Raw genomic sequence first — 13,085 nt, forward strand, 5'->3', positions numbered from 1 at the left:
TATTCACCTCGAGTTATTGCAATTTCTTTTTTTGATCTTCGTTTAAAAATTCTTCACCATATTGTTCCTTGGTGATTTCTTCAAGGCTCTTGCCTCGCGTTTGTGGCGTCCAGATCAAGCCGATGATCAATGACACGATCAAAATGCCGATCATGATGTAACCGCCGACGGAAAATCCAAGTTGCGCCATAATGGTCGGCACAAAAATCGAGTAAAGGCCGGCACTAGCCCGCACGATGAAGAACATGATGCCTTGAGAACCCGCTCTAAACTGGGTCGGGAATAATTCGGTGGCCCACAATGCGTACCAAGCTTGCGCACCGATCCCAGCAGAGATGCCCCATAATGCAGCGAAAGCCCACAATGCCCAAGATTGGCTCATGCCCCAGAAGGTCAACAAGATCCAAGATAGCAGCGACATGATCGCACCAACACCGAAGAAGAAGCGATGATCCACTTTGTCGCCGAACTTCGCAAAACCGAAATACGTGCTTAAAGCAGTCAGTACCCAAATCAAGATATTTAACAGGCTAGATTGGGTCGCGTCGAGTTTGACAACGCTTTCGAAAATGTACGGAAGAAACATACCTTGAGAGCCGGCAACTAAATTCCACAATGCGTAGACCCCGATCAAAAACAGTAACCACTTGATCGATGTTTTATTGGAGAACAAGGTGCGATAAGGATGGGCGTTGATAGCGGATTTATGACCCACACGCTTTTCTTCAGCCTTTTGATCCAACCAGTCTTGTGACTCTGGTAACGTCCGTTGTAAGTTCCAGGCGATGAAAGCGACTATGGTCAAACCGCCAAAAATCAAGCGATTGCCTAACAAGCCTAAAGGATTTAATAACAGTGCCGCGATAAAGATCACCGCTGGGCCAAGTGACCAAGCAAATTGCGAAACCCCAATATTCTTAGCGCGCTCCGTTCCCGCAGCGGTTTCACCGATATAAGACCATGACGCCGGAACCCCTGCACCGACCGCGATCCCGATGACAATAAAGCCTGCCAACAACATCGCAAAACTATTGGCAAATGCCACCAGCAACGTCCCGATCATATAAACCAACATGTCATAAACGTAAATGAAACGTCGGCCAAACTTATCAGATAATGGCCCCCCGATGACAGCTCCAAGCGCTGCCCCGAAAGCATTTGCCGATAAGGCACCTAACACCCCGACCTCAAGGGTGCTGAGGCCAAAATGTTTCGTCCACATTGTTAAGCCGACCGACCCGGCAACGATACTGCCAGAGTCTAAGAAATTCGTAATAGATACACGAACTGTAGATTTTAACGATCCTTCTGCCATGCTGAACCTCCTACAAATTTATTTCATTTGCGCAAATCCTTGATTACGGTTATCATTTAATCGCTTACACGATATTCGCACAATGTCATAAACGTATTCGATTCGGAACAGAATCACAGGAGGCCCATTCATGGACGTTGAAGTATTCAAGTCACTGCAGGCGTTGTCACCAGTTGAGCGACAACAGCAAAAAAGTCATCTTGTCAGCGACGATATTCCACCAGCAGCCATCGATTCACAGGCGAGCCACACCAACCAGATCCCCGTCTTAAACGATTTTTTCTTTAAAAATTGCAGTGTCAATATTCGCAAACATAACCGCTTTGCGCCTTATCCTTTGCATACGCATCAATTTTTTGAGATCAATTATATGTTACGCGGGCACGCCGTTGAGAAAGTGGACGGCCATCTCGTCACGTTATCTGAAGGTGACGTCCTGCTTTTAGATATCGGCAGCCAGCACGCGATTGATGCTTTGGGAGAAGATGATTTAATGATCAACGTCTTGTTTCGAGATCGAAACATCTCGATCGACTTAATCAATCAAGTCCAAGCGACGAAAAGTGTGCTCTATGATTTCTTGCTCAATCGCATCAACAATAAACAATCTTCAAAATCATATTTGTTATTCAAAAATCACGGTCTAGCCACTCGCGACATTCGTATCACGCTAGATTCACTGATTGACGAATATTATCAGCAAAATGAATTTGCCGATACCATTATCAAGTCGGAACTGACGGTATTGATTGCCCGTTTAGTTCGCAACTACGAAATGCCCACACCGGTCACTTCGCCTGGACAAAAACTGACAATCCAGATTTTGGATGATATTCGCAAGCACTATCAAAAGCTAAGTCTCGATGACTTAGCGGCAAAATATGCCTATAACAAAAACTATTTGAGTAATCTTTTCCGCAAAGAAGTCGGCAAGACTTTCAGCGATGCTTTAACTGAGGAACGCCTTTTGCGTGCACGCGAGCTGATTCAAAGCACGACAAAACCGATCGGTGATGTGTGTCATGAAGTTGGAATTTCCAATAAAAGCTTCTTTTATCACAAATATGCGGATAAATTTGGTCACACACCAAAAGAAGATCGACAGATTGCTTCTGGAAAATCTATCATCGATCCACTTTAGTTATCAATTATTTATCATTTTAAAAGGCGCAAATTTTCAGCTAATCTGTAAATATGTTCCGACTCTCTGTTATTTTTTACCACATTACCATCGCTAATCTGTATTAATGGGCTTTTAACGGCGCGCTTGAACTGTTGTAGTTCGCATTTTTCGTACTGGAACAAAAGGTTATAGCTCTGTTGTAACCGCTTGCTTTTTCGAAAAATTGTGAAATAATGAACACCGTAAACATCAATTGATGGAGGGAACTACCAATGAAAATTAAAGCAGCTGTGGTTGAAAAACAAAACGATCCGTTTGTGATCAAAGACGATATTGAACTCGCACCAATGGGCCCAGATGATATCCAAGTCCATATGGTTGCCAGTGGGATCTGCCACTCAGACGAAGCCTTGCGGATCGGCGACGCCGTGATCGACTACCCGATCGTACTCGGGCATGAAGGTTCTGGGATCGTTGAAAAAGTCGGCCCAGAAGTTACCCAATTTGAACCAGGCGATCATGTCGTTTTGTCATTTTATGCTTGCGGGCAATGTAAGTCTTGTTTAAAAGGCATTCCAACCCAATGTGAAAACTACGCGCACAACAACTTGTCTGGGATCCGCCCAGATGGCTCCAGCCACTTCACTGAAGACGGCAAGCATGTCGCGGATATGTTCGACCAATCCAGTTTCACTAGCACTACTGTTGTTCGCGAACGCAACGCGGTGAAAGTACCAAAGGAACTCGACTTGCGCAAACTCGGCCCGCTGGGTTGCGGCTACGTGACCGGTTCTGGCACGGTTTTGAACACCTTACAACCAAAACCTGGTGACACCATTGCGGTATTTGGGACTGGTGCCGTTGGCTTGGCTGCGATGATGGCTGGCAAGATCTCTGGCTGTGTCAAAGTCATCGGTATTGATATCGTCGATTCTCGTTTGGCCTTGGCTAAAGAACTCGGCGCGACTGATACCATCAACTCCAAAGACGTCGATGTCGTTAAAGCCGTTAAAGACTTAACTGGCGGCTACGGTGTCGATTGGGCCGTTGATACCACTGGTGTCACTGCGGTCATGGAAAACTCGATCAAGGTTTTGGCTCAAGGCGGCACCACTGCCACCATCGCCGTTACCCCTAACCATATCGATGTCGACACTTGGAATGACTTGTGTGTCGATGACAAGAAGATCGTCGGCGTCAACATGGGTGATTCCATTCCGCAAATCGACGTGCCACGTTTGATCCAATTCTATCAAGCCGGTCAATTTGATTTTGATAAGACTGAAAAGTTCTACAAGTTCGATCAAATCAACGAAGCTAATGCAGATTCCCGTTCTGGGAAGACCATCAAGCCAGTGCTGGTCATCGATGAAGACTATGTTCCTGGCAAATAATGTCTAACTAAAAAAATAAAATCCGTTCGTTTGACCTTCCTACGGGGTCTTGCGAGCGGATTTTTTGCGTTAAAGTTTTTAATCTCAATTCGCTAGTCGTCGAGCACTTGCACATCCCAAGTTTGACTGCCTTGATTGATCAACGTTTCTAAACGTCCAAATAACACCAATACCCAACCGAAGGCCAACACGAATGCTTGGATCTCAAAGCTGGTCAAACTCGGCCAGCCAAACCACCGAAAGCCAAAGTTCAAGGCTAACAACGCCACAGCCACCGCATAAGATGACCATAGAAATTCTTGCGTGACACCTGGCAACAACCAACGACAGCCTACGATCAGGCCTGCCACCAAGAATACCAACATCCCCGCCGCTTGATCATGCAACAAATGTGACGCCGCGTTGTTGGGAAAAATGCCGATGCATGCCAAATCTGCCCCGATCAGCGTCAACATGATGCGCATGGTCCACAACTTCCAAGAGCGCGGATAGCGTTCTTCAAGCGCGACAAACAAGGTATCAACTAACGCCACAAATAATAACGCTGAAATGATCAAGGTGACATTGAACTGCCACGCTTGACTGGCCATGTTCGTCCCTAAAAAGCTTAAATTATGTTGCCACCAGCGCCGTGTGTTGTTGGTAGCCATGGCGATCACCATACCGGATACGATCACGACTAACAACAGATTCGATAACATCGTGGTATCGATGGTCACTGCCGCCTGCATCATAAACGCCGCAACCACTAACAAAAACAACCAAAAAATCAAAATCGCCGTCAGCCGATCAAAACTCGCGCCAGGAAATAACTGATCCAACAGCCAAAAGCCGCCGACTAACGCTAAGCCTAACATGATCGCCAAAGCCCCAGTGATTACTGGAAAGTTGCGCCAATAAATTCGCGGCACCGTTTTAGCACGTTGGGCTTGGATGAAAAAGCCGGCAAAAATGATCACCCCAGCCACTAAACCGACGCCGATCACAAAACTGCCTAGGGAAATATCCCCTGACAACGGTAGGCTGTGAATATTTTGGGTGATCCAGTACAAATAAACCCCGATGCTCAACACCAATGACACCACCAGTGGCAATAACCACATAAAGCGATTAGCTGAAACGCGGGCCGCGAGTTTCGGTTGCAAAACTAAGCGGCCATTTTTCACACTCATTTCCATCGGTGTCTCTGGGGTGATCCCCAATTGTTCACATACGGCTTTAGGCAAATGCAAAGCCAAAGCCTGGTCGGTTTTTTTCAACGTGTGACGCCCCCATTTCCATTGTCCATTCTAACAAAATTTCGCAGACAATGAAAAAGGGCCTCGTCGTCATGACGAAACCCAGAAATTCTATGCGCGTTTGAGCCCCAAGCGCTTAACAGAAAATAACGCGCCGACGATCAATGGCGTCAAAATCATCGCGCCGAGTACTTCCGGGACCCCATTAGCGCCGACCACGCCCATCAACACTTTCAACAAACCGCTGGAAGTCACACCGTAAGCTTTGGCGACCGGGCCAGTGTAGAGCCAACCCATTAACGCCACGACTAAAATCGTGTTGGTCAAGGTGCCTAACGCTGCTGCGATCACGCTGGCGACCGCTTGATTGTGAAAACGATGATATAACGCCGTGAACACCACGCCTGCTACTAAGCCGACTAACACTCGCGGTACCACAGAGATGATCGGATTGGTGAAGACAATTGGATCAAGCGGTGACGTCGGCGCCGTCAACGCGCGGACGATGGTAAACAGCCCCCACATCAAACCGATAAACATCCCGTCCCATGGGCCTAACACAATCGCCGCCACAATCACCGTGATGTGAATGATCGTTAAGCTGGTGAACCCGAGTGGAATGAAACCAAGCATCGGCACCATCGTTTGTAAAATGATCAAAGCAGTCAGCAAGGCACGCAAAGTAATGCGCGATGCTTTGGAGCGTTTATTCATGAACTTCTCCTCCAGAAAATAACAATTGTGCGGCTATTATGACACAACTTTTCTGATTTTGCACGATTAATGTTTAGGGGGTCGTCTAAAAAATAGTGTTGACAAGCTTGCAGGCGATGGGTTAAAGTGACCTTATTCTGATTCGGGAGGACAATGATGATGTTAATGCCAACTTACAACATGAACTGTTGCTGTCAGACAGCGCGCTTGAAGCGATGTCTGGCCTGTTTGCATTGACTCATTGTCTTAAATTGAGTCCAGTGCCCAGGTGGGGACTGGTTTCGGCGCGCTAACCATATTCTGGTTGGGGCGCCTTTTTTGTCCAGAGTTTTACCAAGCGAGCTTAGCTGACCAGGTAGCCTAGCATAAACGCTTGAGCCTGGGCTTTGGCTCGAGTGCTTATGCGTAGCTAGCTGTGTCAGTGTTGCTTGGTAAACTCGACGTCGAGTTTTGATTTGCAACACACCTACGTCTAGCTATGCCACGGGCCTTGGTGCTAAAAGCGCAAATCAAAACTCTGGCCCTTTCGAAAGGAAAAAATCATGTTAATCAAACATATTCAAGAAACTATCGGTCACACGCCATTATTCGAACTGCCGATTCAAACGCCAAATCAGGTTCATATTTTTGCCAAACTGGAAATGTTTAATCCCGGCGGCAGTATCAAAGACCGCCTGGGTGAATACATGCTTCAAGATGCTGAACGGCGTGGCTTGCTCACTGCCAACACCACGATCATTGAACCCACAGCTGGTAATACTGGCATCGGCGTGGCCCTCGCCGCCCAAGCGCGCCATTTACCGGTGATCCTTGTGGTGCCAGAACACTTCTCCGCGGAAAAGCAAACCTTGATGAAAGCCCTTGGCGCAAAGTTGGTCAATACACCAAGCGACCAAGGGATTGTCGGCGCGATCAAAAAAGCGGAACAGCTGGCCGCAAGTATTCCTGACAGTTTTGTCCCGATGCAGTTTAATAATCCAGCTAATCCTGGCACTTACTATCACACCTTGGGCCCGGAAATCACCCAAGATCTGCATGAACCCATCGCCGCATTCGTTGCCGGGGCGGGTTCTGGTGGGACTTTTGCAGGCGTCGCCGCTTATCTCAAAGCGGAAGATCCCCATACCCAAGTGATCGCAGTGGAACCAGAAGGCTCGATTTTAAACGGCGGGCCAGCACATCCTCACCGCATTGAAGGCATCGGCGTTGAATTCATCCCACCATTTTTCAAACATCTGCCCATCGATCAAACCTTGACGATTTCAGATGATGCAGCTTTTGAACAAGTTCGCAACATCGCGCAACACGCTGGCTTGTTCATCGGCAGTTCCAGCGGCGCCGCCTTAGCTGCTAGTTTACAACTGGCGCAAAGCCTGCCAGCTCACTCAAATATCGTCACCATTTTCCCAGACAGCGCAGAACGTTACTTAAGCGAAAACATTTACGACTAAGGAGACTAACATGAAATTACAAACGCAATTGATCCACGGCGGCATCTCAGAAGACAAGCAAACTGGTGCGGTATCTATGCCGATTTATATGGCATCGACGTTTCATCAAACCCATATCGGCCAAGCCAAATATGAATATTCCCGCACCTCAAACCCAACGCGCCAAGCCGTTGAAGCCTTAGTCGCAGACATCGAACAAGGCACTGCCGGCTTTGCCTTTGCTTCCGGGTCTGCGGCAATCACCACCGTATTTTCCATGTTTAACGCTGGCGACCATATCGTGGTCGGCAATGATGTGTATGGTGGAACTTTCCGCTTACTCAACCAAGTCTTCAAGCGCTTAGGCTTGACCTTCACTGCAGTGGACACGCGCGACTTAAAGGCAGTTGAACAAGCCATCACCAAAGACACCAAAGCAATTTACTTAGAAACGCCAACTAACCCCTTGTTGCACGTTTCAGACATTGAAGCTTTAGCCAAACTGGCCCATGCGCACAACATTTTGTCGATCATCGACAACACCTTCGCCAGCCCGATCGTTCAACAACCGCTGACCTTAGGCGTAGACATCGTGTTGCACTCGGCTTCTAAGTACTTAGGCGGACATTCTGATGTGATCGCCGGAGTCGTAGTGGTTAAAGATCCAGCCCTTGCCGAACAAATCGGCTTTTTGCAAAATGCGATCGGCGCCATTTTAGCCCCACAAGAATCTTGGTTATTACAACGCGGGATCAAAACCTTAGCTTTGCGCATGCAAGCCCATCTCGCCAATACCCAAGCCTTGTTTAACTTTCTCAAGGCGCAACCAGAAGTCGCCAAGATCTATTACCCAGGCGACCCTGACAACCCGGATTACGCCGTCGCCAAAAAGCAAATGCACGGCTTTGGCGCCATGTTGAGTTTTGAATTACAACCAGGCCTAGATCCGCAAAAGTTTGTCGAAAACTTGCATGTCATCACCTTAGCGGAATCACTTGGCGCTTTGGAATCCTTGATCGAAATTCCCAGCTTGATGACGCACAGTTCGGTTCCGCGCGAGATCCGCTTAGCCAACGGCATTCAAGATGAATTGATCCGCCTGTCTGTCGGGGTTGAAGCCGTCGACGACCTCAAAGCAGATTTAACGGCAGGCTTTGCCGCGTTGAAATAATGTTAGTCGGGTTATTGGTGTTGATGCATGACAAAGTTGGTGCGATCAACGACTGGCAAAACGCTTTGGGCCCGCAAGTTCAGGTGCATGCATTCTATCCCAAAAGCCATGTGCCGCAAAACCCTGGCGTGATGCAGCCATTAGATTTAAACCTTGCGACACAAATGGATGCCTTCATCGTCACCGGCGCCCCAGTGGATCGACTCGCCTTTGAAGACGTGTGGTATTACCGCGAAGTTACCCAATTGATCGATGCCTTGCAAGCCGCAGCAGTCCCCCAGCTTTATCTCTGCTGGGGCGCGATGGCCGCCTTGCATCACGAATTCGGCTTAGAAAAACAGCACCTACCGCAAAAGCTTTTCGGCGTTTATCCGCAACATCAGTTGGCAAGCTCACCTTTACTGGATGGGTTGCCAAAACATTTTCTCGCTCCGCATGCCCGCTTTACCGATATTACAATAGAAGCAATGCGTTCAAAAGTTGACCTGATCGCCGCTACCACTAATGGTCATTCTTTCTTGGCAACGGCTGGTCGGCAAACCTTCTTGTTCGCCCATTTGGAATATCAACGCTTTGGTTTGTGGCAAGAAGCCCAGCGTGCAAACAGTGGGTTAGCTTTCAATGATGATCCGCTGCATCACTGGGGTTGGGAAAATACCCGCAACCTCTTTTTCGCCAATTGGAAACAGTCGGTGAAACAACAACTGAAACTCGCCCAATAAAAAATCACGCTCACCGAAAGTTTTTTCAGTGAGCGTGATTTTGTTTTTAGTTCCAGTTCGGGTCATCGGCAATTGGCAAACGATCCCAGAAATTTTCTTTGTTCGTTTGACGACTACGGGCGATGCCCATCGCGTGGAATGGCACGTCTTTGGTGATGGTTGAGCCAGCCGCAACAAAGGAATGATCCGCTAAATCAACAGGTGCCACAATGTTGGAGTTTGAGCCGATAAACGACTTGTCGCCGACATTGGAGTGGAACTTTTGCACACCGTCGTAGTTGACGAAGACCACGCCACAGCCGATGTTGATGTCAGAGCCCAAGGTCGCATCCCCAACATAACTCAAATGACCGAGCTTGGTGCGCGCACCAAGCGTGGCTTTCTTGACTTCACAGAAGTTACCGATATGGACGTCTTCGCCGATATCAGATTGTGGGCGCAAGTGGGAGTTCGGGCCGATGTTGGAGCCTTTGCGCATGATTGAATCTTCAATAGTGGAGCTGGTGATGGTGACATTGTCTTCGATGGTGGCGTTGATCAATTCAGAATGGGTACCCACTACACAGTTAGAGCCGATGGTGGTGTGGCCTTTCAAGTAAACGCCAGGTTCGATGATCGTGTCGTTGCCAATGGTGACATCAGCGTCGATATAAGTGGTGTCAGGATCGACCATCGTGACGCCGTTTTTCATGTGGGCGACGTTGATGCGGTGTTGCATCACTTTAGTGGCCGCAGCCAAGGCCACGCGATCATTAACACCCATGGATTCAGAGAAGTCATCCATGGTGTACGCACCGATGGCTTCACCTTGGGCTTTGAGGATGCCGATCACATCTGGCAAGTAGTATTCGCCTTGCGCGTTGTCGTTGCCGACTTGATGTAAAGTCTTGAACAAAGTTTGGTTATCGAAAACGTAAACGCCAGTGTTGATTTCATGAACGGCAGCTTCTTCAGGGGTCGCGTCTTTTTGTTCCACGATTTTTTCAACGTTGCCATCAGCGTTGCGGATCACACGACCGTAGCCGAAGGGATCTGGGGCGTTAGCAGTCAAAACCGTCGCCAAAACGCCGGCTTGTTCGTGATAAGCAAACAGTTTTTCAAACGTGTCTGCGGTAAACAATGGGGTATCACCACTCGCAATCAAGGTAATGCCTGCTTTATCGCCAAGTAACGGTTCAGCTTGTAATACCGCATGGCCGGTGCCGAGTTGTTCGGCTTGTAAAACAAATTGGGTGCGATCGCCAAGCGCTTTTTCAACGTCTTGGGCGCCATGGCCGACAACCGTGACCACTTGATCTTGATGGGTTTGTTCCACTTGGGTCAACACGTGATCGACCATGGGCTTGCCACAAACTTGATGTAAAACCTTATACAATGAAGACTTCATCCGCGTACCTTTACCGGCCGCCAGAATAATCGTGAATTTAGCAGACATGATGGACTCCTTTAAATTTCGTGTATAGCTCCATCATAGCCAATGCCAGGCTTCCTGACAAGAAAAGCATTGGGGTATACCAATCCAAATGGTCAAACCGTTCACCTGCTAGTGACCATACTTCTAAATCAAGCTGATGTCTCAGACCAATTTCAACCACCAAATAAAAAAGCAGAATGTCTTTACAACATTCTGCCGATGCGTTTATTTGGATACGTTTTTAACGGTACTGATTTGATGCGTGTGACTCCACACTTCATAAAAGAAGCGAATCGGCTTGCGAAATAGCGCCCAAATGAAGTTGACGATAATGAACGCTAGCAACACGCCAAACAGCAACAACAGCGCAAAATTTAAATCCGTCCGGTGGAACTTCGAGAAGATCTCTTCAAACATCAGGAAAAAGCCGCGCAAACTTTGTAGCGCCACACCGTATAACAAAACCGCACGCCACAACAAAGTCCCAAACTTGGCCGGATGCTCATTGTCATCCACCACTTGGATCTTCACCAGCTGTTTGCCCCAAGTGGCACCATGATTGACCCAAGGCACTAACACATGGGAAAAAAATACCGGCAACACCCAAGTCAACAAAACGCCAGGCAGTAGCTTTTGCATGCCGAGTAAATTTGAGATCAAGCCCAACACCGCCGCCGCGATGCCGACCACCACCACGTTATCCAAGAAAAAGGCCACAAAGCGCCGCATCAAGCTGACGCGAGTGCCGGCTTGCAGGCTTTGTTGATCCATTTTTTCTCGTGTTGGGAAAGCATGCATCAACACTGGCGCGATCAACGCCCCAATCAAGCCACCAGTCGAGTTTAAAATCAAATCATCGACATCAAACAAGCGATATGGCCGTGGATAGTACCCATACAACCCAGACAACTGCGTGAGTTCAAAGAACAATGACAAGCCTAAGCTCATCAACCAGGCTTGCCACCATGGCCGCTTGAAGTAATAGCGCAAGTACACGCCAAACGGAATCGTCAACACAATGTTAAACACCGGTTGAATAAAGCCAGGCTGTTTCATCGCCGTAAGCCATGTGCTTGGATGCAGCGGTGAGAAAACCGTCGTGTTGATGAATTCACGTAGCGCAGTGAACGGAATCAAGTTGTAGCGCTGCGTGGTCAACTGCGCGACACTTTCGCGACTCGGTAGCGGTAAAATGATCAAAAAGTACGCCGCTAACAGATAAAAGACAAAACTGTAAATGACGACTGCTCGCCATTTCAAAAAGCTGCCATATTTACGATATTGCCCGATCAAAAAAGGCAGTGCCAACACCAACGCCAAAATCGGGAAGGTCAACACTGCCATTTTTACCGGATAAAGGTAGACGCTCACTTAGAAAGTTCCTCCAGCTTGGCCATGTTTTTATCCATATAATTGCCTGCCACCGCATGCAAGGTGTTGGCTTTGGTGTCGACTTCATCCACGCGGATCAAGCTCGTATAGTCAGAAACCATGCGATCGCCTGAGAAGTTGCCTTCTGCAAACACAGAGATGCCGACGAGCTTGGCGTCAAATTCAGCGATCAAAGAACGCATCCCGTTGACGGTACCGCCGCCTTTCATGAAGTCATCGACGATCAAGACGCCAGAACCGGCAGCGAGTGACCGCTTGGATAATTCCATTTTTTCAATGCGGGCAGAGCTTGCGGAGACATAGTTCACCGAAACCGTGGAGCCTTCAGTGATCTTAGAATCACGCCGCACGATCACAAATGGCACATTCAAAAATTGGGAAACAGATTGCGCGATCGGGATCCCTTTGGTCGCCACCGTCATCACAGCGTCGACTTTTTGATCTAAGTATTGCGTGGCGATCAAACGACCGATTTGGCGCAACACGTCAGGCGTGCCGAGCAAATCAGATAAGTAAACATACCCACCTGGCAATAAGCGATCAGTTTCGCTTAGGCGGTTGGCCATGGCGCCGATAAAGTCCGTGGCTTCGGCTTTGCCCATGATCGGAATGTAACGCACGCCACCTGCAGCCCCTGGGACTGTTTCCAAAATACCAGTTTGGCGTTGGGCAAACGTGCGGCGAACGATGGCCAAATCTTCAGAAATGGAAGACTTGGCGGATTCGTAGCGTTTGGAAAAGAAGGTCAATGGCACCAAAGTGTGTGGCCGCTCTAATAAATAGCGCGTCATGTCGATCAGCCGATCACTGCGGCGAACTTTCATAAGTATATCTCCTTAATTGATTCGGCAGCATCATTTTGCTGGTGTTGCCTGGACGGATTCCGAATATTTGGATTATCACGATATATGTCGTTTCGATCTGCTTAATTATAGGCGATTATCCGTGAAATTCCAAGAATTTTTAGAAAATTTCATCCGAACGTTCGTCAATTTTTAATTTAATCAAAACACAAACAGTTTAATATTTTGCCGGAAATCATCGGACTTGTCAAGGATTATCGGACAAATGACGCGAAGTGTGCGGGAGCAGGGTTTGAATCTGGGCCTCCAGCTGGCTCGCCGATGCATAAAGAGGGTCCTCGGCTGAGCTAACTTGGTTGAGTTGCTTCG

General features: G+C 48.1%; 11 protein-coding genes. 5 read left to right on the forward strand and 6 right to left on the reverse strand.

Translation table 11 applies throughout. The features are described from left to right. Positions 1 to 13: 13 nt before the first annotated feature. Complete coding sequence (locus tag FD01_RS01600; protein WP_054714368.1) at positions 14 to 1,315, reverse strand: MFS transporter; 1,302 nt, start codon at positions 1,313 to 1,315, stop codon at positions 14 to 16. A 130-nt stretch (positions 1,316 to 1,445) separates the two neighbouring features. Between FD01_RS01600 and FD01_RS01605 the strand changes: the two genes are divergently transcribed. Both FD01_RS01605 and FD01_RS01610 read left to right on the forward strand, forming a co-directional pair. After that, positions 1,446 to 2,456, forward strand: coding sequence for an AraC family transcriptional regulator (locus tag FD01_RS01605; RefSeq protein WP_056962376.1), 1,011 nt, complete (start codon positions 1,446 to 1,448; stop codon positions 2,454 to 2,456). Between the two features lie 254 nt (positions 2,457 to 2,710). Then, positions 2,711 to 3,832 (forward strand): NAD(P)-dependent alcohol dehydrogenase, encoded by a 1,122-nt coding sequence (locus FD01_RS01610; RefSeq protein ID WP_056962377.1) that lies wholly within the window; start codon positions 2,711 to 2,713, stop codon positions 3,830 to 3,832. A 92-nt stretch (positions 3,833 to 3,924) separates the two neighbouring features. Here FD01_RS01610 and FD01_RS01615 read toward each other — a convergent pair whose 3' ends face one another. Beyond that, a complete protein-coding gene (locus FD01_RS01615; protein WP_056962378.1) occupies positions 3,925 to 5,091 on the reverse strand; it encodes a DUF998 domain-containing protein in 1,167 nt (388 codons plus the stop codon). A gap of 90 nt (positions 5,092 to 5,181) precedes the next feature. After that, positions 5,182 to 5,784: an ECF transporter S component gene (locus FD01_RS01620; protein WP_054714362.1), complete on the reverse strand. Its 603-nt coding sequence runs from the start codon at positions 5,782 to 5,784 to the stop codon at positions 5,182 to 5,184. Between the two features lie 542 nt (positions 5,785 to 6,326). On the opposite strand from FD01_RS01620, the gene FD01_RS01625 reads away from it, so the two are divergent. From FD01_RS01625 to FD01_RS01635, 3 genes are read left to right on the forward strand one after another with little or no spacing between them, the layout of a single operon-like run. Continuing rightward, positions 6,327 to 7,235 (forward strand): PLP-dependent cysteine synthase family protein, encoded by a 909-nt coding sequence (locus FD01_RS01625; RefSeq protein ID WP_056962379.1) that lies wholly within the window; start codon positions 6,327 to 6,329, stop codon positions 7,233 to 7,235. 10 nt (positions 7,236 to 7,245) lie between these two features. After that, entirely contained in the window at positions 7,246 to 8,385 is a 1,140-nt protein-coding gene (locus FD01_RS01630; protein ID WP_054714359.1) for a trans-sulfuration enzyme family protein, read from the forward strand. Further along, entirely contained in the window at positions 8,385 to 9,107 is a 723-nt protein-coding gene (locus FD01_RS01635) for a homoserine O-acetyltransferase/O-succinyltransferase family protein (protein ID WP_056962380.1), read from the forward strand. The genes FD01_RS01630 and FD01_RS01635 overlap by 1 nt, the downstream gene beginning before the upstream one ends. Before the next feature lie 46 nt (positions 9,108 to 9,153). Here the strand turns inward: FD01_RS01635 and glmU are convergent, their stop codons facing one another. The 3 genes from glmU to purR form a co-directional block, all read right to left on the reverse strand. Beyond that, positions 9,154 to 10,542, reverse strand: a complete 1,389-nt coding sequence (glmU, locus tag FD01_RS01640; protein ID WP_056962381.1) for a bifunctional UDP-N-acetylglucosamine diphosphorylase/glucosamine-1-phosphate N-acetyltransferase GlmU — start codon at positions 10,540 to 10,542, stop codon at positions 9,154 to 9,156. Between the two features lie 204 nt (positions 10,543 to 10,746). Continuing rightward, a complete protein-coding gene (locus FD01_RS01645) occupies positions 10,747 to 11,892 on the reverse strand; it encodes a VanZ family protein (protein ID WP_056962382.1) in 1,146 nt (381 codons plus the stop codon). After that, positions 11,889 to 12,737, reverse strand: coding sequence for a pur operon repressor (gene purR / locus FD01_RS01650; protein WP_056962383.1), 849 nt, complete (start codon positions 12,735 to 12,737; stop codon positions 11,889 to 11,891). The genes FD01_RS01645 and purR overlap by 4 nt, the downstream gene beginning before the upstream one ends. Positions 12,738 to 13,085: the final 348 nt, after the last annotated feature.

This window comes from Lacticaseibacillus manihotivorans DSM 13343 = JCM 12514, from assembly GCF_001435035.1.
Taxonomy (GTDB): domain Bacteria; phylum Bacillota; class Bacilli; order Lactobacillales; family Lactobacillaceae; genus Lacticaseibacillus; species Lacticaseibacillus manihotivorans.

What these genes read in the sequence shown, in the direction of transcription:
- FD01_RS01635 (WP_056962380.1), top strand. Translation starts at nt 8,385, where the DNA reads ATGTTAGTCGGGTTATTGGTGTTGATGCATGACAAAGTTGGTGCGATC.
- purR (WP_056962383.1), bottom strand. Translation starts at nt 12,737, where the DNA reads ATGAAAGTTCGCCGCAGTGATCGGCTGATCGACATGACGCGCTATTTA.
- FD01_RS01620 (WP_054714362.1), bottom strand. Translation starts at nt 5,784, where the DNA reads ATGAATAAACGCTCCAAAGCATCGCGCATTACTTTGCGTGCCTTGCTG.
- FD01_RS01610 (WP_056962377.1), top strand. Translation starts at nt 2,711, where the DNA reads ATGAAAATTAAAGCAGCTGTGGTTGAAAAACAAAACGATCCGTTTGTG.
- FD01_RS01630 (WP_054714359.1), top strand. Translation starts at nt 7,246, where the DNA reads ATGAAATTACAAACGCAATTGATCCACGGCGGCATCTCAGAAGACAAG.
- FD01_RS01600 (WP_054714368.1), bottom strand. Translation starts at nt 1,315, where the DNA reads ATGGCAGAAGGATCGTTAAAATCTACAGTTCGTGTATCTATTACGAAT.
- FD01_RS01605 (WP_056962376.1), top strand. Translation starts at nt 1,446, where the DNA reads ATGGACGTTGAAGTATTCAAGTCACTGCAGGCGTTGTCACCAGTTGAG.
- FD01_RS01625 (WP_056962379.1), top strand. Translation starts at nt 6,327, where the DNA reads ATGTTAATCAAACATATTCAAGAAACTATCGGTCACACGCCATTATTC.
- glmU (WP_056962381.1), bottom strand. Translation starts at nt 10,542, where the DNA reads ATGTCTGCTAAATTCACGATTATTCTGGCGGCCGGTAAAGGTACGCGG.